Below are 25247 nucleotides of genomic sequence, written 5' to 3' on the forward strand. Positions count from 1 at the left end.
GCTAGCTCCGCGGCTTGAGGCGGGTGTTCGGCAGGATCGGTGCGGGGATGGTCTCGCGCCACTGCGTGGGGAACGGGCCGTACCGCCCAGCCGTCGCCGCTGCCTGATCCGACCGTTCGCGCTGCCAGTCCTCGCGGAACTGCACGACCTCGTCGTGGCTGCGGCCGATGAAGTTCCACCACATGACGATCTCCTCGCCAAGCGGCTCACCACCGAGCAGCAGGATGCGCGTCTGCTCGTCGTCGGAGGCCCGCACCTCCATCCGGGTGGCACCCGGCGACAGATACACCAGTTGACCCGGCTTCGCGCTCACCCCGCCGACCGTCGCGCCACCGGTGTCCACCAGCACGCCGTGCTCGAAACCGGGCTCGAGGTCGAGCTGCAGGGACCGGCCCGGCGGCAAGGTCAGCTCGGCGCCGAGCAACGCGCTGAACGTCTTCACCGGGGACCGCTGCCCGAGGAGCGCGCCGAGGAACACCAGCACCCGCACCCCGTCGTGATCGACCACAGGCGGCGCGTAGTGCTCGAAAGCGGGTGCGGTGAACCGATGTTCGTCCGGCAGCGCCACCCACAGCTGGACGCCGTGCAGCACGGACGTCTGCGGTGTCGAGAACTCGGAATGGGCGATCCCCGAGCCTGCAGTCATCAGGTTGATCTCGCCAGGCCGGACCAGCGCGTGGACTCCCGTGGTGTCGCGGTGCTCGATCTCGCCGGCGAACAACCAGGACACCGTCTGCAGTCCGGTGTGCGGGTGACCGGCGACCTTCATGCCGCCGCTCTTCGAGACATCGTCGGGCCCGTAGTGATCGAGGAAGCACCAGGCACCGATGAACGACTGCGCGCGTTGCGGGAGCGAGCGCCGCACCGGCATCGCGCGCGGGCCGCCGAGGGGGACATCGCGGAAATCCAGGAGCCGCGGGCCACCGTCGCGACCCTCGTCGCCTGCGCAGACCAGCTCGTCGGGAGCGGGGTCGAGATTGCTCATCGTTCCTCGATCCTGGGCGCTACGGCACCGTCGACGGACTCCGCCCGAACCACCGTCGGACCGCATCCAGGGTATCCCTGCGGCATAGTGGGCCCATGACAGACGAACATGTCGCAGGCGAGCAGGCCCCCGCGGTCCTGGACTCCCCCGCGCTGCACCGCTACGAGGTCCGCCTCGGCACGGAGCTGGCCGGGTTCACCGAGTACCTGGACCGGGACACCCAACGGATCTTCTTCCACACCGAGATCGGGGAACAGTACGGCGGGCGCGGCCTGGCGAGCCTGCTGATCCACGATGCGCTCGCCGAGACCGTGCGCGACGGCAAGCGCATCGTCCCCATCTGCCCCTTCGTCGCCGGCTATCTCGAGAAGCACGACGACTTCGCGGCCGAGGTCGACCAGGTGACGCCCGAGGCACGGCAGGCCGTGCGGGACTCGCAGGCCTGACGGAATTTCCTGGGCCGGCTTCGGGTTACCCATGTAGTTGATCTTTTGACTACATGATGGAGGGTGGCTCGATGGAACTCGGCTTGACGACGTTTGCGGAGGTCGGCACCGGCGGGCGGAACGGGGGCGTGTCGCCGCGAGAGCGGCTGAGCAACCTCATGGAAGAGGTCGCTCTCGCGGAGCAGGTCGGCCTCGACGTATACGGAGTGGGCGAGCACCACCGCGCGGACTTCGCAGCCTCCGCCCCAGCCGTCGTCCTGGCCGCCGCCGCGGCCAGGACCGAGTCCATCAAGCTGACCAGCGCGGTCACCGTGCTGAGTTCCGACGATCCCGTGCGCGTGTTCGAGGAGTTCGCCACCCTCGACCTGCTCTCGGGTGGCCGCGCCGAGGTGATGGCAGGCCGCGGCTCGTTCACCGAATCGTTCCCGCTGTTCGGCTACGACCTCGCCGACTACGACGAGCTGTTCGTCGAGAAGCTCGGTCTGCTGCTGGCCATCCGCGACTCCGAGACCGTGACCTGGTCGGGCAACCACCGGGCACCGCTGGACCGGCAGTCGATCCACCCCCGGCCCGAGCGCCCGCTCCCGATCTGGGTCGGCGTCGGCGGCAACCCCGAATCCGTCGCCAGGGCAGGACTGTTGGGCCTGCCGATGGCGCTCGCGATCATCGGCGGTAGTCCCGCACGGTTCGCCCCGCTGGCCGATCTGCACCGTCGCGCCGTGACGGAGGGCGGCCACGAATCCCAGCCGATCGCGGTGCACGCACACGGGTACATCGCCGACACCGAGGAACAGGCCGCGGCCGAGTTCTACCCGAGCTATGCTGCCGCGATGACCGGGCTCGGCCGGGAACGCGGCTGGGCACCAATGACTCCCGAGAGCTTCGACGGCATGCGTGGCCCTGGCGGCTCGCTGATACTGGGCAACCCGGAACAGGTCGCGGAGAAGATCGTCGACATGCGCGAGACCCTCGGGATCGAACGGTTCATGCTGCACCCCAGCGTCGGCCCGCTCCCCCACGACAAGGTCATGCGGACCATCGAACTGCTCGGCACCAAGGTCGCCCCACTGGTACGGCAGTAGCCAACTGTCCGGCGGGCCTCGAACCCGCCGGACACCAACTGGTCACGCGTCCGACACCCAAATAGACTGTCCTGCCGTTACGATCCCTTTACTGGCCCCCGCGCGGTGCTGTGACGGGGGAACGCCGACGCAACGGGCCTCGGCGGGATCGACCGTCGGGAAGAGGCCAGATGTCCGTGGTGAATTGGGATACACAGCAGGCGCGAAATCGGATCCCGAAGTATGCGCACCCGGTGATTCGCCGTCAGCGACTGCTGGATTCGCTCTCCGACGCGATGTCCTCGCCGCCGGACTCCCCGAACACGATCGCCATGCTCATCGCGCCCGTCGGTGCGGGCAAGACGATGCTGCTCTCGGACTGGACCGCCGCCGTCTCCGCACAGCCGACCCCCCCGACGATCGCCTGGCTCACCATCGAGGAGCAGGACAACGACCTGGGCGCGGTCCGTTCCGCGGTTCGCGCGGCCCTGGAGAACTCCTGCAGCCCAGCGGTCTCCGAGGCGGTTCGCCTGCTGCCGCCCACCGCCGAGGACCACTTCCCCGCCGCCCTCGCCCAGGCGCTCGAGGCCGTCGGCGAGCCGGTCTGGCTGATCGTCGACGACGCGCACCTGCTGCACGAACCGACGGCCCTCGAGTCGCTGGGGCAATACCTCCGCTGGGCACCGCCGTGCCTGCGCACCGTCCTGGCCGCACGCTTCGAACCGCCCCTCGCCCTTCATCGAATGCGACTCGAGGGCAGGGTGTACGACCTCTCCCATCGTGAACTGGCCTTCACCGAGGACGAGGCGGCCATCCTGTTCGCGGAGCACGGGGTCCGCCTCGGCGACTGCGACCTGGCCAAGATCCGCAGCCGCACCGAGGGCTGGGCGGCCGGTCTGCGGCTCGCCGCGATCTCCCTCGCGCGCCACCCCGACCCGACCGCGATGATCACCGATTTCAGCGGGGACAGCAGGGTGGTCGCCGACTATCTCGTCAACGAGGTGCTGGACGGTCTCACCGGGGACGAGCGAGAGTTCGTCGTCGAGACGTCGATCCCCGACGCCTTCACCGTCGAACTCGCCGAGGCACTCACCGGGAACCCGGGGAGCCGCGATGTCCTCGACACCCTCGAGCACTCCAATTTTCTCGTCGAGCGGGTGTCCGGCTCGCCGGGCTGGTACCGGTATCACCCGCTGTTGCGCGAGTATCTGCGCGCCGAGGTCGGCCGGCTGGGACGCCATGCGGTCGGGGACCTCGAGCGAGTCGCGGCCGGGTGGTTCGCCCGCAGCGGCGATCACGTACCCGCGCTCGAACACGCGCTGCACGCAGGCGATGACGACGCACTGCTGGCGCTGCTGCAGGAGTGCGGCCTGCGGCTGGTGCTCGCGGGCAGCTGGGACGCCGTGATCAGCGTCCTCGACCGGGTGCCGCCTGCCGTGCGTACCGATCCGTCCACCCGACTGCTCAGGGTCGCCGCCGAGCTCGCCAGGGGCAACACCGCCGCGGCCTCCTCCACCCTCAGCGCGCTCGACCGGGCATCGGCGCAGGACCACGCGGAACTGCCCACCGATCTCGAGATTCTCGGGGACGGGCTCCGCGTGCAGGTCGCCGTTCAGACCGGCGGCATCGAAGACGCTCTCGAGGCGCTGCAATCGGACCCGGTCGGCGCGGCAGGTGACCCGGAGCTCGACTCCTTCGCACTGCTGCAGGAGGGCATCGCCGAGATGTATCTCGGCCGGCTCGAGCCCGCGGACGGGCACCTCGAAGACGCGCTGGCCACCGCCCGCGCCGCCGAACTGCCCGCCGTCGTGCTGCAGGCCCTCGCCGCGCTGACCGCGCTGGCGGCCTATCGGTGCCGACTCGACGACATGGCCGCCAGAGCATCGGAGGCCGCGGACCACGGCCGCGCCCACCACCTCACCGAGCACCGGCACTTCCATGTCGCCCAGCTGTTCGGGGCCCTCGGCCACTACCTGAGGGTCGAGGACGAGGCGACGCAGCAATTGGCGAGCCAGTGCGTCCCGCACCTCGCGGACTGCGAGAACCCGGCGCTGGGGCGGGCCTCCGTGCTCTTGGGGGCCGTTCTCGAATTCGAGTCCACCGACGACCGGCACGCGGTGGCGAGGGTGATCCGCGACCACTGCGCACCTGCGCGAAATCAACCACTGCCGCCGGGCACCACCGCCCTCGTCGCGGCGTCCGCCCAACGGGCGTTCCTCCAGGTCGGGGAGCCCGTCTGGGCCGCCCAGATCGCGGAGCTGACCGCGGCGGAACTCGGGCACGGTGGCGAGGCCGCCGTGCTGCACGCCACGATGTCGCTGCACCACCGACGGCTGGACGCGGCGCGCCGCGAGCTCGCCCCGGTCCTCGGCGGTGAACTCGAATGCCTGTCGGAAGTCACCCTCATCCGCGCCTGGCTCATGGCGGCCACCATCGCGGACGCAAGGAACGAGTCGATCGCCGCGCGGTCCGCGCTGGTCGAGGCCATGACGATCGCGGAACCCGAGAGCATCCTGCGGCCGTTCTACGACGGCGGCGAGCCGCTGAGGGACCTGCTGGACCGGCACCGCGACCGTTTCGGGGTGTACGACAAGTTCGCCGAGCGCGCGCGGTCGGTGATCCCGCAGTCCGCACAGGGTGCGACCGACCTGCTCACCCCCCGTGAGATGGAACTCCTCGTCGAGCTGCCCTCATGGCACACCGCCGAACAGATCGCCGCGGACCTGTTCGTCTCCGTCAACACCGTCAAGACCCACCTGCGCGGCATCTACCGGAAGCTGGACGTGCGGACCAGGCGGGACGCCATCACCGAGGCCAGGGCGCGCGGGTTGCTGTGACCGCGGCCGCGCATTTCACCACTCGCGGGTGAGGCGTGCGCCCCACATCGGCGGACACTGGGAAGTCGAAGGTCTACTGATCACGGATCAGCCCAGTCGACTCAGGAGGAGGCCCGTCGGTGGCACACCCCCAATCCGCCCGGGTCCGCTACGAGTTCCTCGTACGCGGTGATCTGTCCGAGCGCGTGCTGGCCGCATTTCCGGAGCTGAGCGTGTCGCCCACCCCGCACGCCTACACGACGCTGTACGGCCCGATCGACGGCGACGTCCAGCTGCGCGGGATGCTCGCGCGTTTCGACACGATGGGTCTGACGGTCATCGAGATGCGACGCCTCCCCGACTGAGTCAGGGAACGAAAAAGCCGCACCCCCGACGGGGGCGCGGCTTCATCTGGGGAGATCTACTCCGGGACGCCGGCACCCATACCGCTGATGTTCGTCGAGCCGGTCACCGCGGAACCGATCAGCGGCTGCAGCGGGTCTTCCTTCGCTCCACCCTCGGTGCCAGTGCCGATGCCGCTGGTGTTGGCCGAACCGGTCACGCTAGAGCCGAACAGCGGCTGCCCGTTCGGCATCGAGCTGCTGCCCCCGCCGATCGGCGCGCCGTTCTCGTTGGCACCGGCGAGGTTCACCGAGAGCGCGTCCTTGAGCTTGGCGCCGAACACGTTGGCGCCGGACAGGTTCGCCCCAGCCATGTTCGCGCCGGCGAGGTTCGCATCGACGAGGTTCGCGCTGACCAGGTAGGCGTTGGTCAGGTTCGCGCCGCCCAGGTTCGCGTTCGCGAGGAGCGAGTTCCCGAGGTTCGCGCTGCTCAGGTTCGCGCCGGTCAGGTTCGCTCCGGACAGGTTCGCACCGAGCAGGTTCGCGCCCGACAGGTTCGCCCCGGCCAGGTTCACGCCCGTCAGGTTCGCCCCGGCCAGGTTCGCACCGAGGCAGTCGGTGGCGTGCTCGGGATTCGGGCTCGAGACGACAGTGCAGGTCCCGAGGACCGTGTCGGCGCTCGCGGTCGGCGCCACCGCCGCCAACCCCACCATCGCGATTCCGGTACTGAGGGCCGCGATACCCAGCCCACGGACAGCATTGTTCAAAGCCGACATGAATTTTCCCACTTCCCGAACGACCCCAGCGGGTCGAAATCACAGCCCGACGCGGACACATTAAACGAACGGGGCCGCCCCGTCCTTCTGTTTCGCGAAACAAAGCGACCGACGGGTTCCCGGGCTACCGACCTGCCCTTCCGGACCAGGTCCGGGGGCCCGGTCAGCGATGAGCATCACGTCACTCCCGACGGGTGAGATCCGGCGCGATTGCCGAGGCAGGTAGACTCTTCCTCATGCAGCGGGCGCTCCTTCTTCACCGCCGCGACGGGGTCTGATCCAGACTGGCCACCCGTCGCGGGGTTCAGACGCGCCGGTCGACACCACGGACCAACCGTCCCTTCATCTCGGAGAATCGTCAATGTCATCCGCCGACGCTTTTACTTCCGGATCGCGCACCATCACGCCGCCGTCGAAGCCCGCACCTGCCGACCAGCCCGTCTGGAACCAGCAGAAGAACTCCTCCATGCCGACCTACCGGTACCGGTCGTTCGCCGAGGAGGTCGAGCCCATCTCCCTCCCGGACCGCACCTGGCCGGACAAGATCATCGACCGCGCCCCGCTGTGGTGCGCCGTCGACCTGCGTGACGGCAATCAGGCCCTCATCGACCCGATGAGCCCGGCCCGCAAGCGCCGCATGTTCGACCTGCTGGTGCGGATGGGATACAAGGAGATCGAGGTCGGCTTCCCGTCGGCCAGCCAGACCGACTACGACTTCGTCCGCGAGATCATCGAGGACGGGGCGATCCCCGACGACGTGACCATCCAGGTCCTCACCCAGTGCCGCGACGAGCTGATCGAGCGCACGTTCGCCGCCTGCGACGGCGCCCGCAGCGTCATCGTGCACTTCTACAACTCCACCTCGATCCTGCAGCGCCGGGTGGTGTTCCGGGCCGAGCGCGACGCGATCAAGAAGATCGCCACCGCTGGCGCACGCAAGTGCCTGGAGGAGGCGGCGAAGTACCCGGACACCAACTGGCGGTACGAGTACTCCCCCGAGTCGTACACCGGCACCGAGCTGGAGTACGCGAAGGAGGTGTGCGACGCCGTCACCGAGGTGATCGCGCCGACGCCCGAGAACCCGATCATCCTGAACCTGCCCGCCACCGTCGAGATGGCGACGCCGAACGTGTACGCCGACTCCATCGAGTGGATGAGCCGCAACCTCGCCCGCCGTGACTCCGTGATCCTGTCGCTGCACCCGCACAACGACCGCGGCACCGGTGTCGCGGCGGCGGAGCTCGGCTTCCAGGCCGGGGCGGATCGCATCGAGGGCTGCCTGTTCGGCAACGGCGAGCGCACCGGCAACGTCTGCCTGGTCACCCTCGGCCTGAACATGTTCACCCGCGGCGTGGATCCGCAGATCGACTTCTCCAGCATCGACGAGATCCGCCGCACGGTCGAGTACTGCAACCAGCTGCCCGTCGCCGAGCGGCACCCGTACGGCGGCGACCTGGTGTACACGGCGTTCTCCGGCAGCCACCAGGACGCGATCAACAAGGGCCTCGACCAGATGAAGATCTCGGCGGACGCACAGGACGCCGACGTCGACGACATCCTCTGGGCGGTCCCGTACCTGCCGATCGACCCCAAGGACGTTGGCCGCAGCTACGAGGCCGTGATCCGGGTGAACTCGCAGTCCGGCAAGGGCGGCGTCGCCTACATCATGAAGGCCGACCACGGCCTTGTGCTGCCGCGCCGCCTGCAGATGGAGTTCTCCTCCGCCGTCCAGAAGATCACCGACGGCGAGGGCGGCGAGGTCTCCCCCAAGGAGATGTGGGACGTCTTCAACGAGGAGTACCTGGCCCCGATCAGCCCCCTGGAACGGATTCGCCAGAAGGTGACCGCGTCCGAGGAGGACGGCGGCACGGACGCCATCACCGCGGTCGTGAAGGCGAACGGCAAGGAACAGGAGATCACCGGCTCCGGCAACGGACCGTTGGCGGCGTTCGTCGATGCGATCGGGACGATCGGCTTCGACGTCCGGGTGCTCGACTACAGCGAGCACGCCATGTCCGCGGGCGACGACGCGCAGGCCGCGGCCTACGTGGAGTGCGCGGTGACCCGGCCCGACGGTGTCACCAAGACGGTGTGGGGCGTCGGCATCGCGACCTCCATCACCACCGCCTCGCTGCGCGGCGTGGTCTCCGCGGTCAACCGCGCCTACTAGGCGCTACGCGCCTGTGCGCGCGTCGTACCCCGATGGGGGTACGACGCGCGCACAGTTCGCTGCGCACCGTCTCGGCTGCGTCACCTCAGTCCGGGGTGACGATGGCGAAGTCGGGGTCCGGCGCGTCGAGGTACCCGGCGAGCTCGGCAAGCTTCGCGACGTCTCCCTCCGCGACGATGGTTCCGTCTCCGATCGCCTTCGCGATGTCCGCGCCGCCGACCAACACCCCGAGGAGAACGGGTCGGGTGAGGGTGAAGGTCGCGTCCGCGCCGGTGGATTCGCCGTCGAGGTCGAAGTGGACCAGCAGCCCGTTGCTGAGTTGCGTCCGGTGCACCAGGTCCTCATCGGTGACCCGCCAGTCGATCACGATGCGCGCCGACCAGGCCCGCGGTCCGTCGATCCGCAGGGACACCGCGTCGAAGACCTGCTCCACCGTCAGCGCGGCCGCGATGTCCGGGGCGGCGGACGTGGTCGGCGTGCCCACCGGCCCGTTCCGCAGCTCGTACGCCCCGGTGAGGTAGAAGTTCCGCCAGGTGCCGTTCTCGGCGCCGTAGCCGAGCTGCTCGAACGTGTCGGCCTGCAACGCCTTCGCCTCCGCGTTGCCGGGTTCGGCGAAGATCACGTAATTGACCACCTGCGCGACCCAGCGGAAGTCACCGGCCGCAAACGACTCCCTTGCCCTGCGCAGCACCTCGGCCGAGCCGCCCATGAACTCGACGTGCCGTTTCGCGGACTCCACCGGCGGGTGCTCCCAGAGATGCGCGGGATTCCCGTCGAACCAGCCCATGTAGCGCTGGTAGATCGCCTTGACGTTGTGGCTGACCGAGCCGTAGTAGCCGCGGGTGTGCCAGGCATTCGCCAGCGCGGGCGGCAGCTCGATCTCCTCGGCGATCTCGATTCCGGTGTGGCCCTGGTTGATCCGCCGCAACGTCTGATCGTGCAGGTAGCCGTACAGGTCCCGTTGCAGGGACAGGAACTCCGTGAGGCGCTCGGTGCCCCAGGTCGGCCAGTGATGCGAGGCGAACAGCACGTCGGACTTCGAGGCGTACAGGTTGATCGACTCGGTGAGGTACTTGGACCACACGTGCGGATCGCGGACCAGTGCGCCGCGCAGGGTCAGCAGGTTGTGCAGGGTGTGGGTCGCGTTCTCCGCCATGCACAACGCCCGCAGGTCCGGGAAGTAGAAGTTCATCTCCGATGGCGCCTCGGTGCCCGGCGTCATCTGGAACTCGATGCGTACCCCGTCGACGGTCTCGGCCTGCCCGGTCGAGGACACGTACACGGTCGGCATGATGAGCGTCGGCGTGCCGGTGGACGTCGTCTGGCCCAGCCCGGCGCCGACCCCGCCCCTGGGTCCGCGGGGCAGCGCGGCGCCGTACATGTAGGCGGCTCGTCGGGCCATCGCGGTGCCTGCGTAGACGTTCTCCTCGACCGCGTGTTCCACGAAACCGACCGGCGCGAGGATCGGGCAGCGCCCCGCGGCCACGTCCTCCGCCGTGGTGACGCCCTTGACGCCGCCGAAGTGGTCGATGTGCGAGTGGGTGTAGATCACCGCAGTGACCGGGCGATCGCCGCGGTGCTCGCGGTAGAGCGCGAGCCCGGCGGCCGCGGTCTCCGCCGAGATCAGCGGGTCGATCACGATGACCCCGGTCTCGCCCTCGATCAGAGTCATATTGGACAGGTCCAGCCCGCGGACCTGATAGACCCGCTCGCTCACCTCGAACAGGCCCTGCTTGGCCACCAATCCGGACTGACGCCACAGGCTCGGGTTCACGGTCGGCGGGCAAGGTCCCTCAAGGAAGGCATAGGAGTCGTTGTCCCACACCACGTTTCCGTCGGAACCGGTCACCACCCCCGGGGCAAGGGCCGCGATGAACCCCCGCTCGGCGTCGGCCAGATCGGTGTCGTCGGCGAACGGGAGGGTGTGAGCCGCCCGCTCGTTGGCCGCCGCGACCGTCTCGGTCGCGTCCTCGAAAGTCGTCATGGGAACCGGTGATCCTCTCGTCGATGCGTGTAGACGGAATCTGAGTGCTTGCGGCCCGCCTGGGGGCCACAAGCACTCACGGGCGGCGGAGCCGCCTATCCAAGCAGCTTTGCCTTCGCGGCGGCGAACTCCTCGTCGGAGAGCGCCCCCGACTCGTGCAACTGGGCGAGCTGCTGCAGCTTGGCGATGAGGTCGTCGCCCGCGGGCGCGGCCTGCGGCGCCTGAGCCTGCTGCGCGTACGCGGCCTGGGCCTGGGCTTGCTGCGCGTACGCGGCCTGCTGCTGCGCCGCCTGCTGTTCGGCGTAGGCCTGCTGCTCCGCGGCCTTCTGCTGGGATCGGCGATTCATCGCGTTGGACGTCGCCTGGGCGGTGCCCGCGATCACGGCGGTGCGCGCAACGGTGCCGAGCAATCCGGGGCGGCCGATGCGGCCGGCTCTGAAAACCATGAAACTCTCCTGTGCTGGTGCGGGATTCCTACAGTGCGGCAGCGACGGCCGCCACGACCGCGTCGCGGGGGATCTGGACGTGCAGGGCGACCTCGCCACCCGCGCCGCGGACGGTCGACGCGATCTGGCGCGCCCACGTCTCCTCGTAGACGATGATCGCGGCCGAGGTACCGGGCTCGAGCGAGTCGCGCACCACGTCGAGGTCCTCGTCGCTGATCAGCGCCTTGGCCTCGATCGACAGAATGGCCAGGCCGACCTCGTCGAGATCCTCGTCGACGTCCACCTGGGTGATGTTGCCGTCTGCGTCCTTCGCGATGTAGACGAGGTCGAGCAGCGTGACGTAGCCCCGCTCGACCACATCCTGGAGCGCGGCGATGGTTCCGGGATCCACTTGAGCCCCTGGAAAGGTCAGCACCACCAGCTCCACCGGGCCGATGTTCAATGAGTCGCTCATGCCGCCCAGCCTGCTCCCCTCCGTCTCGAGTCGCCTCACCCCACACGGATGAATCGCAACTCACCTGCAAAGGATGATGCCCGCCGCGCCCTACTCTGCGATCCTTTGACGAACAGTCAGATCCTTATGTGAATGGAGCTTTTGATGAACGACGTGAACTCGTTTTGGGATTTCCTGTGGCTGATCATCATCACCTTCGCCTTCGTGGCGTACCTGATGCTGCTCTTCTCGATCATCGGTGACCTCTTCCGCGACCACAAGCTGTCGGGTTGGTGGAAGGCGGTGTGGGTCTTCTTCCTGATCTTCCTGCCGTTCATCACCGCACTCATCTACCTCATCGCCCGCGGTGACAGCATGACCAAGCGGTCCATCGCCGCAGCTCAGCACCTCAAGGACGAGCAGGACGCCTACATCAAGAACGTGGCGGGCGGTAAGTCCCCTGCGGACCAGATCGCGGACGCGAAGGCACTGCTGGACAGCGGCGCCATCACCGAGGCCGAGTTCACGGCGCTCAAGGGCAAGGCGCTCTCCTAGCCTTCTCCCGCATTGCCGACGAAACTCCGGGCGCCCCTGCGGCGCCCGGAGTTTCGTCGTCTGTGCCTCACCCCTTCACGTTCGCCGCTTCCTCCCGGAAGGCGGCGAGCACCGCCCCCACCGCGGGTCGGTCCGTCGCGGCGGGCCGGGTTGCCAACTCGTAGATTCGGGCCGCGCGGACACCGGCCAGGCGCTTGCACACCAGCCCCTGGTGCGCGAGCGCATAACGCGGCATCAGGGCCACCCCGTGGCCCGCCGCGACCAACTCCTCGATCACCCGGAAGTCGTTGATGCGCTGGACCACCCGTGGCTGGACCCCGGTGGCGGCGGCCACCGACTGCAGCACGTCGTCGACGGGGAACCCGCCGCGCACGCTGATCCAGCTCTCGTCCGCCAGCTCGGCGAGCCCCACCTCGGATCTGTCGGCAAGCGGATGCCCCGGGCCGAGGAGCAGGTCGATGGGCTCACGCATCAGCGCCTCTGTCCGCACCCGGGGCGAGATCAGCGAGGGAGCACGCTCGTCGCGGTGGGTGAGGACCACATCGAAATCGGCCAGTAGCTGCGGCACCGCCGAGGCCGGCTCGTCCACGTCCTGCGCCTCGATCTCGACGCCGAGGTCGGAGATCCGGGCGAGGACCCCCGGCAGCAGCAACGCGGCGCCGGAGGGGAAGAGCGCGACCCGGACCCGCCCCCGCGGCGACCCTCGATAGGAGGCCATCTCCGCGCTCGCCCGGTCCAGTGCGGCCAGCACGTCCTCGGCGCGCAGGACCAGCGCGTGCCCGGCATCGGTGAGTCGCAGGCGACGACCGTCCGGCTCGAGGATCGCGACCCCCGCCTCGCGGGCAAGGATCTTGAGTTGCTGGGAGACCGCCGACGGGGTCATCGAGAGTGCGGCCGCCGTCGCCGACACCGTGCCCCGGTCGGCCAGTTCACGCAGCACACGGAGGCGTTCGGCGTCCATGCAGGAAAGCTACTCTGTCCGGCAACGAACTTCGCCCGCCGCACACCCTCGCCGGTAGCGGCCGGGCCACACATCCGGGGGCAGTCATGGGCTACGCATCCTTCACGAACTGGCGACTGCTGGAGGGGGACCCGGACGTCATCTGGCACGCCTTCACCCACCCGGTGGAGACCGGACTGTACGAGGAGCACAAGACGGAGACGGTGCTCCTGCCGGACTTCGCGATGGCCGCCGGGCACGGCTGGGACAGCAGGCACGGCGAGGAGTGCGACTTCGACATCGTCCGCTGGACCATCACCCGGCACGTGCCGAACAGGGTGTTCGAGTTCTCCGGCAAGCAGCGGGGCATCCGGCAGGATGTGGTGCTCACCATGGAACCGGCGGATGGCGGCCACATCGTCACCGAGACCATTCGCTTCCGCCCGGCGTTCAAGGGAAAGCCGGGGGCGCAGCTGCTGTCCTGGCTGCTCCTGGCCACCGGCCTGCTGGCCAAGGTGGGCGACGACCACGGCGAGTCGCTCGATCTGCTCGAGGAGCACATCGCCGCCGCGTGACACGACCGAAAGGCCCCCGGATGTCCCGACAGTTGGCACAAATCCATGATGAGAGCGGGATGCGCGGTAACAACGAGTAACCTTCAACAGATTCACATGGCGAGGGCCCGCCACGGTTGGGCCCTCGCCGTGTTGCGTCATCGACCAACCCAGCGGGTGCAGGCAAATCGGTCGGCCTCTCCTGCCACGATCCAAAGGAGTTCGGCCCCGTGTGTTCGATCCTCGGCATTTTCGATCTGCAGTCCGGCGACGATCTGGCCGCGCTGCGCGTTCAGGCCGTGGAACTGTCGCGTAGGCAACGGCACCGCGGGCCCGACTGGAGCGGGGTGTTCGTCGGCGACGGCGCGATCCTGGTGCACGAGCGGCTGGCGATCGTCGACCCCGCCAGCGGATCGCAGCCGCTGCGCTCGCGGGACGGTCACCTCGCGCTGGCCGTCAACGGGGAGATCTACAACCATCGTGAGCTGCGCGCGGCCAGTGGTTACGACTTCACCACCGGCTCGGACTGCGAGGTGATCAGCGCCCTCTACCGCGACGGGGACGCCGATTTCGTCAACCGGCTCAACGGCATCTTCGCGTTCGCGCTGTTCGATGCCGAGCAGCAGCGTTTCCTGATCGCCCGCGACCCGATCGGGGTGATCCCGCTGTACTGGGGCCACGACGCCCAGGGCCGCATCCTGGTCGCCTCGGAGATGAAGGCGCTGGTGGGGGTGTGCGATGACGTGACCGCGTTCCCGCCCGGCCACATCTACGACAGCGCGACCGGTGAGCTGCGCCGGTACTACGACAAGCCGTGGCGTGAGCACTCCGCTACGGTCGGCACCGAGGTCAGCCCGCAGGAGCTGCGGCACGCGTTCGAGCAGGCCGTGCACCGGCAGATGATGACCGACGTCCCCTACGGCGTGCTGCTCTCCGGCGGCCTGGACTCGTCGCTGGTGGCGGCGTGCGCGGCCCGATTCGCGCGCGACCGCGTCGAGGACGACGACCGCAGCGAGGCCTGGTGGCCGCACCTGCATTCGTTCGCGATCGGGCTGGAGGGCTCGCCGGACCTGGCGGCCGCCCAGCTCGCCGCCGACGCCCTCGGCACCGAGCACCACGGCTTCGTCTACACCTTCGCCGAGGGCCTCGACGCGCTGCCGGAGGTGATCCGGCACATCGAGACGTACGACGTGACCACGATCCGGGCCTCGACGCCGATGTTCCTGCTGGCGCGTCGGATCAAGGCGATGGGCGTGAAGATGGTGCTCTCCGGGGAGGGCGCCGACGAGATGTTCGGCGGCTACCTGTACTTCCACAAGGCACCGTCCGCGCAGGCCTTCCACGAGGAGACCGTCGCCAAACTCGATGCCCTGCACAGCTACGACTGCCTGCGCGCGAACAAGTCGATGATGGCCTGGGGTGTGGAGGCGCGGGTGCCGTTCCTCGACCTGGAGTTCCTCGACACCGCGATGGGCATGGACGCCGCCCACAAGATGGCAGGCGGGGGCCGGATCGAGAAGGCCGTGATCCGCGAGGCGTTCGACGGCGCGCTGCCCGAGCAGATCCTGTGGCGGCAGAAGGAGCAGTTCAGCGACGGCGTCGGCTATGGCTGGATCGACGGGCTCAAGGACCACGCCGAGGCCGTGGTCACCGATGCCGAGCTCGCGTCCGCCGCGGTCGAGTTCCCGCACAACACGCCGGAGACCAAGGAGGCCTACCTCTACCGGCGGATCTTCGCCCAGCACTTCCCGGGCGAGGCCTGCGCGGCCACCGTGCCCGGCGGCAAGTCCATCGCCTGCTCCACCCCCGCCGCACTCGAGTGGGACCCGGAGTTCGCCGCGATGGCCGACCCGTCCGGCCGCGCGGTGCAGGGCGTGCACGAACAGGCGCTCGCGCGATAGCCGACGGCTCAACCCTCCATGGACGGTTGATGTAGAAGAACTACATCAACCGTCCATTTATATTCGATTGTTCTGATACTTTCGCTCGCTCACGATTGACGGCATGACCAACCGTGATCGAGCCCTCGGACTGACCGTCGCGTTGCTGTGGGGACTGAACTTCCTCGCGATCCGCGCGGGACTCGATCACTTCCCGCCGTTCTTCTTCGCGGCATTGCGGTTCCTGGTGATCGCGATCCCCGTTGTGCTCTTCGTGCCTCGGCCGAACGTGCCACTACGCTGGCTCCTGCTGTACGGGTTCGGATTCGGCGTTGCGCAGTTCGGATTCCTGTTCTGGGCGATGAACACCGGCATGCCGACCGGGCTGGCCTCCCTGGTGCTGCAGGCCTCGGCGCCGTTCACCGTCCTACTCGGCGCGCTGCTGATGCGCGAGCACGTGAGCCGACGCCAGTTGCTCGGGATCGCGGTAGCGGTCTGCGGGATGACGATGATCGGCTGGGACCGCGCCCAGCATGCGGCGCTGCTGCCGGTCCTGCTCACCCTCCTCGCCGCGCTCGGCTGGGCCTTCGGCAACCTCGGCAACCGGCTCGCCAGGGCGGACAATCCGCTGCGGCTGACGCTGTGGATGACCGTGGTGGCGCCGCTTCCCATGCTGGCGCTGTCCGCCGCGGTCGAGGGCCCCACCGTGGGCTGGTCCGCCCTCGGCGACTCCTTCAGCGCCGACGGCTGGCCTGCCCTCGCCGGACTCGCGTACATCGTCCTACTCGGCACCATCGCGGGCTCCGGGCTGTGGTCCGCGTTGATGAGCCGCTACCCGGCGGGCGTCGTCGCACCGTTCTCGCTGCTGGTCCCGGTCGTCGGGATCGGAGCCGCCTGGCTGGTGCTCGGCGAGCGGCCCAGCGTCCTGTCCCTGGTCGGCGCGGTGGTCGTGGTCGGCGGCTGCCTCGGCGGCATGGCACGGGCGACCACTCCGTCCGCCGTGCGTGGGCCCGCGTCGACGATCCCGGCCCCGGCCGGTCCAGTGACGATGCCCACCCCGGAACCTGCACGAATCTGACCGTGGCCGCGGGTGTGGAAAACTCTGCCCGTGTCTACACGTCATGATGGGGCCACCCGCCCGGGTAATTCCGGGGCGACCCGCCCGGCCACCCGATTCTCCGTGCGCGGCCGCCTCGCGCTGCGCGCCGCGGCCGCGGCGTCCTGGGCCTCGCAGAAGGCGGGCCGGGGCAAGGGCTCGATGATCGGCGGCCTGATCGCCCTCAAGATCGACCCCTCCCTGATGAACCAGCTCGGCCGCGGCAAGCGCACCGTTGTGATCACCGGGACCAACGGCAAGTCGACGACCACCCGGATGACCGCGGCGGCGCTGGCCACCATCGGCGACGTCGCGACCCAGGCCGACGGCGCGAACATGGACGCAGGCATCGTGGCCGCGCTCAGCTCCCACGTGGACGCGTCGCTGGCCGCCATCGAGGTCGACGAGCTGCACGTCCCGCACGTCAGCGACGCCCTGCAGCCGCAGGCGATCGTGCTGCTCAACCTCAGCCGCGACCAGCTCGACCGGGTCGGCGAGATCAACATGATCGAGCGCAAGCTGCGGGCGGGCCTGGCCAGGCATCCCGACGCCGTGGTGATCGCCAACTGCGATGACGTGCTCGTCGCCTCCGCCGCCTACGACGCACCCAACGTGGTGTGGGTCGCGGCGGGCGGCGGCTGGGCGGGCGACTCGGTGAGCTGCCCGCGCAGCGGCGAGCCGATCGTCTGGGAGGAGCGCACCGGCGACGCGACGGGCATCGCCTATAACCACTGGCGCAGCACAGGAACCTCCTTCGAGCGGCCCACCCCCGACTGGTGGCTCGACGACGACCATCTCTACGGCCCGGACGGATCGAAGATCCCGATGTCGCTGACGCTGCCGGGAAAGGCGAACCGCGGCAACGCCGCCCAGGCCGTCGCCGCGGCGGTCGCCCTCGGTGCGCGCGCGGAGGAGGCTGTCGCCGCGGCCGCCGCGGTCCGCGAGATCGCCGGTCGCTACAGCACCGTCCAGGTCGGCGCGCACACGCTTCGGATGCTGCTGGCCAAGAACCCGGCAGGCTGGCAGGAGGCCCTGTCGATGATCGACCACGACGTCGACGGACTGGTCATCGCGGTCAACGGCCAGGTGCCCGACGGTGAAGACCTGTCCTGGCTCTGGGACGTCCGGTTCGAGCATTTCGAGGGCGTCAAGGTGGTGGCGGCCGGCGAGCGGGCCACGGACCTCGCGGTCCGCCTGACCTACGCCGGTGTCGATCACACGCTGGAACCGAACCCGCTGCGCGCCATCGCGTCCTGTCCACCCGGGCGGGTCGAGGTGCTGGCCAACTACACGGCGTTCCGTGACCTGAACACGGCCATCGCGAAGGAGAACAGGGATGCCTGAGTCGACGGTGCGGATCGGGCTGGTGCTGCCCGACGTGATGGGGACCTACGGCGACGGCGGCAACGCGCTGATCCTGCGTCAGCGCCTGCGGATGCGCGGTATCGACGCGGAGATCGTCGAGATCACGCTGTCCGATCCGGTGCCCGAGTCGTTGGACGTGTACACCCTTGGTGGCGCGGAGGATTCGGCGCAGCGCCTCGCGACCCGGCACCTGGCCCGCTACCCCGGACTGCAGAAGGCAGCCGGTCGCGGCGCCCCCGTGCTGGCGATCTGCGCGGCCATCCAGGTGCTCGGACACTGGTACGAGACCTCGGCCGGCGAACGCGTCGAGGGCGTGTCGCTGCTCGACGTCACCACCTCGCCGCAGGCCGAGCGCTCGATCGGCGAGGTGATCACCCGACCGCTGCTGGACGGGCTGACCCAGCCGCTGACCGGGTTCGAGAACCATCGCGGCGGTACCAGCCTCGGCGCGGACGCGAAGCCGCTCGGCCGGGTCACCCACGGTGTCGGCAACGGCGTCGGTGACGGACTGGAGGGCGTGGTGCAGGGCTCGGTGATCAGCACCTACATGCACGGGCCCGCGCTGGCCCGCAACCCGGAGCTGGCGGATCTGCTGTTGGCCCGCGCGCTCGGCGTCGACGCCCTCGAGCCGTTGGAGCTCGAGGAGGTCGACCGGCTGCGCCGGGAACGCCTCGCGGTCGGCCGCTAGTCGGGCTCGGTTTCCAGCACTGCAGCACTGCAGCCCTTTTGCAATTACATACCGTATTTTAACGAAATAGCCCCCTCTCGATCCGACACGCCGCTAGCCTCGGAGCCGTTCTCGCTCGAGCACCATGCCAATGTCTCTCGATCGAAAGAGGAATCCACGTGTCCCAGCGCACCCTCACCAGAACCAAGTCGGCGGCGGCCCTCGCCCTGACCGCAGGCCTCCTGCTCGCTCCCGTCCCGGCGATCGCCGCGGCCGCACCGACGCCGGTCGTGGCGATCGCCGCGACCGACCATTCGCTGCACCTGACCGGCGCTCCGAACGCCCGCGATCTGGGCGGCTACACCACCACCGACGGGAAGACCGTCACGTCCGGGCTGGTGCTGCGCAGCGATGCCCTCAACGCGCTGACCGCGGACGACCTGGCCAAGCTCGTGCAGCTGAACGTCAAGACGGTCGAAGACCTGCGCAGCAGCTTCGAGATCTCACGCGCCCAGGACAAGCTCCCCGCCGGTGCCACCTGGGTGAACCGCGACGTGGCTGGCGCAAACCCCGCCAACGCGATCGCGATGCTGAACCTGGCCGAGTTCTACAAGGTCATGCCGACCGATGCCGGTGCCTCCGCCGCATTCAAGGCCGTCCTGCTGGACATCAAGAACTCCCCCGACACGGTGCTCTATCACTGCACGAGCGGTAAGGACCGCACCGGCTGGCTGTCCGCGGTCCTGCTCACGATCCTCGGTGTCCCCCGCGAGACCGTGAACGCCGACTACATGCTCAGCAACGAGTACGTCGACCCGAACAGCGGCGGGTTGGGCAGCCTCGGGAGCATCAGCGGGCCCAATCCCGTTGAGCAGGCCTGGCTCGACAACGCATTCGCCGCTGCGGACCAGAAGTACGGCAGCTTCGACAACTACGTGAGCCAGGGACTCGGTTTGACGAGCCAGGACATCGCCGACCTCAAGGCGAAGCTGCTCAGCTGATCGTCTCGCCGTCGGCCGGATCGTGCACTCGGCGAGTTGCGCAGAGCGCACGATCCGGTCAGACCGCGACGAGTGGGGGCTTGTCCTCGGCGCGACGATACTGCCCTGGAGCGAGTCCGTATTCGCGCTTGAACGCCTTTGCGAAGGCGAATTCGGAGCTGTAGCCGACCTTTCGGGCGACCACGCCGATCGGGCCGTCGGTCTCGCGCAGCAGGCGTGCGGCGGTCAGCATGCGCCATCGGGTCACGTAGGTCAGTGGCGGCTCGCCGACGGTGGCGGTGAACCGCCTGGCCAGAGTCGCCCGCGAGACGCCGGCGACGTCGCTGAGGTCCGGCACCGTCCACGAGCGGGCGGGATCGTCATGGACGGCGCGCAGTGCGGCGGCAACCGCTGGATCCGCGAGAGCACCCGCCCAACCGGTGGTGTGATCCCGAGCCTGGTCGTCGAGCCACGCACGCAAGATGAACAGCAACAGGGTGTCCAGCAATGCGGGAACTGCCGCGTCGCTACCCGGTCTCGGTTCAGCGATCTCGGCGACGAGTAGGTCCACGGCGCCGCGCAGCGCGGCATGGCGGCCGAGACGTGCGGGGAGATGGACGAATTCGGGCAGCTCCCCCAAGAGCGGATGACTTTGCTGCCTGCCCAGTCCATATGCCCCGCACAGCAATGCCGTCCGCACGCCCGGTCCGGATATCTCCCTCGGCTCGCCCGGTTGTGCTGTCTCGGTGACCGAACTGCCGAGGCTGTCCACCAGGGAGTGGTCTGCGCCGCGAGGCATGAAGACGACGTCGCCGACACCGAGCGCCATGGGTGCGCCGCCCGGCGGCACCAGCCAGCAGGAGCCCTCGAGCACCACATGGAAGCCGGCGCCCGGCACCACCGGATACCTGCGCCCCCACGGCGCGTGACGGACGAACATGCCCGAGGTCGGGTTGCCCGTGCGGATCGCGACAACGGCTTCGCTGAGAATGTCCACCACCTCACCCTACCGCTCACCTGATGAGCGCTTGAGGCATAGAACTGAGCAAATCAGCCATTGGTTCGCTCACTCGATCTCCATACTGTTTGAGTCATGACAACAGCGAACTCCACCGACACCGTCAAGACGATCGCCATCTACGGCGCCACCGGGATCACGGGCGGCTCCCTCCTCACCGAGCTGAACCGCCGCGGCATCACCCCGATCCTGGTGGGCCGCAACGCCGATCGGATGCACGCCGCCGCCGCGGCCGTCGGGCTGCCCGCCGCTGAGGTTCGGGTCGCGGATCTCGGCGAGCACGACGCGCTGGTGGCCGCGTTCACCGGCGCCGACGCCGTGATCAGCAGCCTGCCCGCGTACGTCGACCACGGCGAAGCGGTGCTCGCGGCCGCGATCGACGCCGGGGCGCACTACACCGACCTGTCCGGCGAGCAGCTCTTCCTCAAGCGCGTGTTCGACGACTACGCCGCCCGTGCCGTGCGGGCCGGGGTGACGGCGGTCCCCGGCATCACCAACAGCAATCTCCCCGGCGACCTCCTCGGCTACCTGACCTCGCGACGGCTGACGGGTCCGGTGGAGATCACGATGAGTCTCGTCGGCACGAAGGAAGGCAACGGGTCGAAGGGCAGTGCACAGACGGTGCTGGCCGGCCTGGACTGGTTTCGCAGCGGCGGCTGGCACTTCCAGGACGGTGGACTGCAGACCGGCGGAACCGCGAGGCGCGGCGAGATGACCTTCCCCGGCGCCACCGAGCCCACCATCGTGTCGAAGTTCCCGCAACCCCCGGTGCTCACGATCCCACGCCACTCCGATGTCTCCTATGTGGAGGGCGTGCTGGAGACCGCATTCCACAGCCAGCTGAGCGGCCTGAGCGCGGAGATCGTCGAATCGTTGCCGAACGAGCCAACTCCGGGATTGAGCTACGACTTCGTGGTCGACGCCTTCGGCGCGGACGGCCGCGCGGTTCGCGGCGTGGTGAGCGGGCCGGACTCGTACGTCGACTCGGCACTGATGGCGGTCGAGGCGGCGGTTCGGCTCGCGGACGGCGCTGCCGAGGCGGGCGTGCTCACGGCGGCCGAGGCCTTCGACGCCGAGGGGTTCCTCGACGCACTCGCCCCCTTCGGCATCACCTGGACGATCGACGAGCGGTAAGGGGTCGGGCGACCGCAACCCGGATTGCACCGTGCGCCGGACGGCTCGCCGAGCTCCGGGAGAGCGAACTGCCCCCCGACAGGGGGTCGGCCGGGGGTGTGGCGATTCATCGCATCCTCGGCCGGATCTCGCGACGCGGCACCTGGACCGCTACCCGGCCGTCGGTTGAATCGCCCTGAAATCGCGAGGCTATTACCGCTTTAGCGAGGGTGGCAGAATCCAGGATAGAGACAGGGTCCACCACTACGGCGGGCGGTGGCTCACCGTCATTGCCAGTGAGGAGACGTAGTGCTGCATCATCGAGGGTGTTGCGAAACCGGATGAAATCGACTTAGTTCGATGGCCAATGTCGACCCGTTCAAGACTCAGCGCCACCTGGGTCCCGCGGTGGCTGCCGAGTTGAGAGCTGCCGGATTCCTGGACGCCGAGGAGATCGGTCGCGGCGGGTTTGGTGTCGTGTACCGGTGCACGCAGGCGGCGCTCGACCGAACGGTGGCCGTGAAGGTGCTCGCCGGCGACTTCGACGAGGACAACCGGGCACGCTTCTTCCGAGAACAGCGGGCAATGGGGCGCCTGACGGGGCACCCCAATATCGTCGAGGCCCTGCAGGTGGGTACTACCGAGAGCGGTCGCCCGTTCATCGTCATGCGATACCACGAGCGCGGCTCCCTCGATGCACTGATTCGTCGCCATGGTCCGTTGTCGCTTGAGGACGTGCTCCGGCTCGGAGTGAAGCTCGCGGGTGCCTTGGAAACCGCACACCTCCTCGGCATTCTTCATCGTGACGTCAAACCTGCGAACATAATGCTCACCGAATATGGCGAGCCGGCGTTGACCGATTTCGGAATCGCCCACCTTGCCGGCGGATTCCAGACTGCTACCGGGGTAGTGACAGGTTCGCCGGCGTTCACCGCCCCCGAGGTCCTTGGAGGTCAGGCCCCAAGTACGACTTCAGACACCTACGGGCTCGGCGCCACTCTGTTCTGTGCGATCACCGGGCATGCCGCCTTCGAACGCCGAAGCGGTGAGCAACTCGTGGCGCAGTTCGTGCGCATCGCCAGCCAGCCCATTCCCGACCTCCGGGACGATGGAATCGCCGACGATCTGAGCGCGGTTGTCGAAAGTGCGATGTCCGGCGATCCCAGCGACCGGCCGTCCGCAACCCAACTGGGTAACGCGCTCCGGGAAGCTCAGAGCCATCACGGTCTCCCCGTCGACGAGATGGCTCTGCCCGGCCAATCGGTTGGTGGTGTTCAGCGTGAGCCGCAGGAGACCTTCACACCCCGGTTGAAGGGCAACCTTCCTCTGGAGTTGACAAGCTTTGTCGGTCGCCGACGCGAACTGGCTGAAGCGAAGAACTTGCTGACGTCTTCCCGACTGGTGACACTGACCGGGATTGGTGGGGTGGGGAAGACGCGCATCGCACTGCGGCTCGCGACGATGACGGAACGCAACTTCGAGGATGGCGTTTGGCTGGCCGAGCTCGGTGAACTGCGCGACGAATCACTGTTGGTGGACGTCGTGGCGGCCGCACTCGGGTTGCGTGATCGGACGGCGAGGCGGCTGGACGAGCTCATCGTGGACTATCTCGCTTCACGCGACCTGCTACTCGTCCTCGATAACTGTGAGCAGTTGGTGGGAGCGGTGGCGGAGCTGTCCGAGACGCTGCTGAGGACCTGTCCTCGGTTACGCATCCTTGCGACCAGCCGCGAGGCCTTCGGAATTGATGGTGAAGCCGTGCTGCGGGTGCCCCCCTTGACAGTCCCCGATCGTGAGCCGTCACTACAGGGCATGCCCCGCTACGACGCTGTGACATTGTTCGCCCAACGCGCGGCGACGGCCGTTCCGACGTTTGTGCTCACCGACGACAACCGAGTGGTGGTTGCCCGTATCTGTCAACGGCTGGATGGGTTGCCGTTGCCGATCGAGTTGGCGGCGGCCAGGTTGCGGGCGATGTCCCCCGAACAGATCCTGCAGCGGCTGACGGACCGATATGCGTTGCTGACGAGGAGAAGCCGGGGCACGCCGCCACGGCAGCAGACCCTGCGGTTGTGTATCGACTGGAGTTATGACCTGTGTACACCGCAGGAGCAGCTCGTGTGGTCGCGACTGTCGGTCTTCGCCGGCAGCTTTGAACTCGATGCGGCAGAAGAGGTCTGCGGTGGCGGACTGGACCCGGAGAATATGCTCGACGTGCTGACCTCCCTGGTCGACAAGTCGATCCTGATCCGGGAGGAGCAGGGCATCGTGGTGCAGTTCCGGATGCTCGAAACCCTGCGCGACTATGGCCGCGAGGAGGCGCAGCGAAACGGAGACTATCCGGAACTTCGTCGCCGGCACCGGGACTGGTATCAGCAGTTGGCGCTCGTCGCGGAAGCCGAGTGGATCAGCTCGCGTCAGCTGGTGTGGATCGCACGGTTCGAGCGGGAGCAGCCGAATCTGCGTGAAGCGCTGGAGTTCTGCCTAACTGAACCGGACAACAGCGACATCGAAGCCGGCCTGCGGATCGGAGCGGCGTTGTATCTGTACTGGAGCGCCCGAGGCCTACACACTGAGGGACGACATTGGCTCGATCGCCTCCTGGCCCGCAATGCCGGCCAGGCCACCGCCGCAAGGATCAAGGCGCTATATACCAACAGCGTAATGGCAGAGGTCCAGGGAGACTTCCATACAGGAGCCGCCCTCGTGGCGGAGGGGCGCGCGCTAGCCGAACAGATATCAGATCCGGTGACGACGGCCTACGTCGACCACGCAGAGGGCCTCCTGGCGCTATTCAAGGGGGAACATGCTCACGCTTGCTCGCGATTGAAGGACGCACTTGCGGTATTCCGCACCGCGGACGAACTCACTCTGCAAGTCGAGGCCTTGGAGATGCTCGGGCTTGCATGTGATTCTCTCAATGAGACTGCGCAAGCGCAGAATTACTATGAGGAAGTCCTCGCAATCACAAAAGCGCGCGGTGAGTCTGTCTACCGATCCTATACAGCTTGGGCCATGGGCGTCGCATTGTGGCGACAAGGTAGTTCCAGTCGCGCAGCGGAATTGCTGGAGGAAGGGTTGCGTCTGGCTCGACATGCGGATGAACCCCTCGGCTCGGCGGTGTGTATAGAAGCACTTGCCTGGATCGCGGCCAGCAACGGCAGTGCGAAACGCGCAGTCGTGCTCATGGGAGCCGCCCAGACACTCCAGCAGGTCGCAGGGAGCACGCCGGCCTTCCTTCCTCACTTACTGATCCACCATGAAGAATCCGAGCGCACAGCACGACGGGCCCTCGGGGAGCGTGCGTTTCACTCCGCCTACCGGGAAGGGAGGGCACTGAACTCCGATGCCGCTTTCGCTTACGCTCTCAACGAGCAAGTCTCCAGCCCTGCTTCACTTACCCGGATGCAGGTGACTCTGACAAAGCGAGAGCGGCAGGTGGCGGACCTTGTCGCCGAGGGCTTGACCAACAAGGCGATCGCATCCCATCTTGTCATCTCACAGCGCACCGTCGACGGGCACGTCGAGCACGTGCTCGCCAAACTCGGCTTCACCTCCCGAGCACAGATCGCTGCCTGGGTTGTAGAGCAAGCTCAGCTGTCCTGATTTACATACAGCTGG

At 68.2% G+C, this 25247-nt stretch carries 21 protein-coding genes; 14 read left to right on the forward strand and 7 right to left on the reverse strand.

Annotated features, from left to right (window positions below; translation table 11 throughout):
* Position 1: 1 nt before the first annotated feature.
* On the reverse strand, positions 2-985 hold the full coding sequence (locus tag RM1_RS10055; protein ID WP_072751160.1) for a pirin family protein: 984 nt from the start codon (positions 983-985) through the stop codon (positions 2-4).
* 95 nt (positions 986-1080) lie between these two features.
* Here RM1_RS10055 and RM1_RS10060 point away from each other — a divergent pair, with 95 nt between their 5' ends.
* From RM1_RS10060 to RM1_RS10075, 4 genes are all read left to right on the forward strand, one after another.
* Positions 1081-1431 (forward strand): GNAT family N-acetyltransferase, encoded by a 351-nt coding sequence (locus tag RM1_RS10060; protein ID WP_072751161.1) that lies wholly within the window; start codon positions 1081-1083, stop codon positions 1429-1431.
* 71 nt (positions 1432-1502) lie between these two features.
* Positions 1503-2513 carry an LLM class flavin-dependent oxidoreductase gene (locus RM1_RS10065; RefSeq protein WP_072751241.1) on the forward strand — a complete coding sequence of 337 codons (1011 nt, stop codon included), beginning with the start codon at positions 1503-1505 and terminating at the stop codon, positions 2511-2513.
* 170 nt (positions 2514-2683) lie between these two features.
* Complete coding sequence (locus RM1_RS10070; RefSeq protein ID WP_072751162.1) at positions 2684-5329, forward strand: winged helix-turn-helix domain-containing protein; 2646 nt, start codon at positions 2684-2686, stop codon at positions 5327-5329.
* Between the two features lie 119 nt (positions 5330-5448).
* Positions 5449-5673 carry a DUF8691 family protein gene (locus tag RM1_RS10075; RefSeq protein ID WP_027503288.1) on the forward strand — a complete coding sequence of 75 codons (225 nt, stop codon included), beginning with the start codon at positions 5449-5451 and terminating at the stop codon, positions 5671-5673.
* 56 nt (positions 5674-5729) lie between these two features.
* Here RM1_RS10075 and RM1_RS10080 read toward each other — a convergent pair whose 3' ends face one another.
* On the reverse strand, positions 5730-6425 hold the full coding sequence (locus RM1_RS10080) for a pentapeptide repeat-containing protein (protein WP_072751163.1): 696 nt from the start codon (positions 6423-6425) through the stop codon (positions 5730-5732).
* A 361-nt stretch (positions 6426-6786) separates the two neighbouring features.
* Between RM1_RS10080 and leuA the strand changes: the two genes are divergently transcribed.
* Complete coding sequence (gene leuA, locus RM1_RS10085) at positions 6787-8595, forward strand: 2-isopropylmalate synthase (protein WP_072751164.1); 1809 nt, start codon at positions 6787-6789, stop codon at positions 8593-8595.
* Positions 8596-8680: 85 nt separating this feature from the next.
* On the opposite strand, the gene RM1_RS10090 is transcribed toward leuA, so the two are convergent.
* The 3 genes from RM1_RS10090 to RM1_RS10100 form a co-directional block, all read right to left on the reverse strand.
* Positions 8681-10579 carry an alkyl/aryl-sulfatase gene (locus RM1_RS10090; RefSeq protein ID WP_072751165.1) on the reverse strand — a complete coding sequence of 633 codons (1899 nt, stop codon included), beginning with the start codon at positions 10577-10579 and terminating at the stop codon, positions 8681-8683.
* 95 nt (positions 10580-10674) lie between these two features.
* Complete coding sequence (locus tag RM1_RS10095) at positions 10675-11025, reverse strand: SHOCT domain-containing protein (RefSeq protein ID WP_072751166.1); 351 nt, start codon at positions 11023-11025, stop codon at positions 10675-10677.
* Between the two features lie 28 nt (positions 11026-11053).
* Positions 11054-11479: a DUF6325 family protein gene (locus RM1_RS10100; RefSeq protein WP_072751167.1), complete on the reverse strand. Its 426-nt coding sequence runs from the start codon at positions 11477-11479 to the stop codon at positions 11054-11056.
* Positions 11480-11632: 153 nt separating this feature from the next.
* On the opposite strand from RM1_RS10100, the gene RM1_RS10105 reads away from it, so the two are divergent.
* Positions 11633-12013 (forward strand): SHOCT domain-containing protein, encoded by a 381-nt coding sequence (locus RM1_RS10105; protein WP_174562937.1) that lies wholly within the window; start codon positions 11633-11635, stop codon positions 12011-12013.
* Positions 12014-12080: 67 nt separating this feature from the next.
* Here the strand turns inward: RM1_RS10105 and RM1_RS10110 are convergent, their stop codons facing one another.
* Positions 12081-12974 (reverse strand): LysR family transcriptional regulator, encoded by an 894-nt coding sequence (locus tag RM1_RS10110; RefSeq protein WP_072751169.1) that lies wholly within the window; start codon positions 12972-12974, stop codon positions 12081-12083.
* 86 nt (positions 12975-13060) lie between these two features.
* Between RM1_RS10110 and RM1_RS10115 the strand changes: the two genes are divergently transcribed.
* From RM1_RS10115 to RM1_RS10140, 6 genes are all read left to right on the forward strand, one after another.
* Entirely contained in the window at positions 13061-13528 is a 468-nt protein-coding gene (locus tag RM1_RS10115) for a hypothetical protein (protein WP_072751170.1), read from the forward strand.
* 209 nt (positions 13529-13737) lie between these two features.
* Positions 13738-15408 carry an asparagine synthase B gene (gene asnB / locus RM1_RS10120; RefSeq protein WP_072751171.1) on the forward strand — a complete coding sequence of 557 codons (1671 nt, stop codon included), beginning with the start codon at positions 13738-13740 and terminating at the stop codon, positions 15406-15408.
* Positions 15409-15511: 103 nt separating this feature from the next.
* Positions 15512-16465: an EamA family transporter gene (locus RM1_RS10125; RefSeq protein ID WP_072751172.1), complete on the forward strand. Its 954-nt coding sequence runs from the start codon at positions 15512-15514 to the stop codon at positions 16463-16465.
* A gap of 102 nt (positions 16466-16567) precedes the next feature.
* Positions 16568-17827, forward strand: a complete 1260-nt coding sequence (locus RM1_RS10130) for a MurT ligase domain-containing protein (RefSeq protein WP_072751173.1) — start codon at positions 16568-16570, stop codon at positions 17825-17827.
* Complete coding sequence (locus RM1_RS10135; RefSeq protein WP_072751174.1) at positions 17820-18536, forward strand: type 1 glutamine amidotransferase; 717 nt, start codon at positions 17820-17822, stop codon at positions 18534-18536. Before RM1_RS10130 ends, RM1_RS10135 begins: the two co-directional genes overlap by 8 nt.
* Positions 18537-18694: 158 nt before the next feature.
* The gene (locus RM1_RS10140) at positions 18695-19516 is read left to right on the forward strand and encodes a tyrosine-protein phosphatase (protein ID WP_072751175.1); all 822 of its coding nucleotides are present in this window, start codon (positions 18695-18697) and stop codon (positions 19514-19516) included.
* Between the two features lie 58 nt (positions 19517-19574).
* Here the strand turns inward: RM1_RS10140 and RM1_RS10145 are convergent, their stop codons facing one another.
* A complete protein-coding gene (locus tag RM1_RS10145) occupies positions 19575-20492 on the reverse strand; it encodes an AraC family transcriptional regulator (RefSeq protein WP_072751242.1) in 918 nt (305 codons plus the stop codon).
* 96 nt (positions 20493-20588) lie between these two features.
* Between RM1_RS10145 and RM1_RS10150 the strand changes: the two genes are divergently transcribed.
* Complete coding sequence (locus RM1_RS10150; protein WP_072751176.1) at positions 20589-21647, forward strand: saccharopine dehydrogenase NADP-binding domain-containing protein; 1059 nt, start codon at positions 20589-20591, stop codon at positions 21645-21647.
* A gap of 339 nt (positions 21648-21986) precedes the next feature.
* Entirely contained in the window at positions 21987-25232 is a 3246-nt protein-coding gene (locus tag RM1_RS10155) for a protein kinase domain-containing protein (RefSeq protein ID WP_072751177.1), read from the forward strand.
* Positions 25233-25247: the final 15 nt, after the last annotated feature.

It is taken from the genome of Rhodococcus maanshanensis NBRC 100610, assembly GCF_001894865.1.
GTDB classification, from domain to species: Bacteria; Actinomycetota; Actinomycetes; order Mycobacteriales; family Mycobacteriaceae; genus Rhodococcus_G; species Rhodococcus_G maanshanensis.

What these genes read in the sequence shown, in the direction of transcription:
- RM1_RS10055 (WP_072751160.1), bottom strand. Translation starts at nt 985, where the DNA reads ATGAGCAATCTCGACCCCGCTCCCGACGAGCTGGTCTGCGCAGGCGAC.
- RM1_RS10060 (WP_072751161.1), top strand. Translation starts at nt 1,081, where the DNA reads ATGACAGACGAACATGTCGCAGGCGAGCAGGCCCCCGCGGTCCTGGAC.
- RM1_RS10065 (WP_072751241.1), top strand. Translation starts at nt 1,503, where the DNA reads ATGGAACTCGGCTTGACGACGTTTGCGGAGGTCGGCACCGGCGGGCGG.
- RM1_RS10070 (WP_072751162.1), top strand. Translation starts at nt 2,684, where the DNA reads ATGTCCGTGGTGAATTGGGATACACAGCAGGCGCGAAATCGGATCCCG.
- RM1_RS10080 (WP_072751163.1), bottom strand. Translation starts at nt 6,425, where the DNA reads ATGTCGGCTTTGAACAATGCTGTCCGTGGGCTGGGTATCGCGGCCCTC.
- leuA (WP_072751164.1), top strand. Translation starts at nt 6,787, where the DNA reads ATGTCATCCGCCGACGCTTTTACTTCCGGATCGCGCACCATCACGCCG.
- RM1_RS10090 (WP_072751165.1), bottom strand. Translation starts at nt 10,579, where the DNA reads ATGACGACTTTCGAGGACGCGACCGAGACGGTCGCGGCGGCCAACGAG.
- RM1_RS10095 (WP_072751166.1), bottom strand. Translation starts at nt 11,025, where the DNA reads ATGGTTTTCAGAGCCGGCCGCATCGGCCGCCCCGGATTGCTCGGCACC.
- RM1_RS10100 (WP_072751167.1), bottom strand. Translation starts at nt 11,479, where the DNA reads ATGAGCGACTCATTGAACATCGGCCCGGTGGAGCTGGTGGTGCTGACC.
- RM1_RS10110 (WP_072751169.1), bottom strand. Translation starts at nt 12,974, where the DNA reads ATGGACGCCGAACGCCTCCGTGTGCTGCGTGAACTGGCCGACCGGGGC.
- RM1_RS10115 (WP_072751170.1), top strand. Translation starts at nt 13,061, where the DNA reads ATGGGCTACGCATCCTTCACGAACTGGCGACTGCTGGAGGGGGACCCG.
- RM1_RS10125 (WP_072751172.1), top strand. Translation starts at nt 15,512, where the DNA reads ATGACCAACCGTGATCGAGCCCTCGGACTGACCGTCGCGTTGCTGTGG.
- RM1_RS10135 (WP_072751174.1), top strand. Translation starts at nt 17,820, where the DNA reads ATGCCTGAGTCGACGGTGCGGATCGGGCTGGTGCTGCCCGACGTGATG.
- RM1_RS10150 (WP_072751176.1), top strand. Translation starts at nt 20,589, where the DNA reads ATGACAACAGCGAACTCCACCGACACCGTCAAGACGATCGCCATCTAC.
- RM1_RS10155 (WP_072751177.1), top strand. Translation starts at nt 21,987, where the DNA reads ATGGCCAATGTCGACCCGTTCAAGACTCAGCGCCACCTGGGTCCCGCG.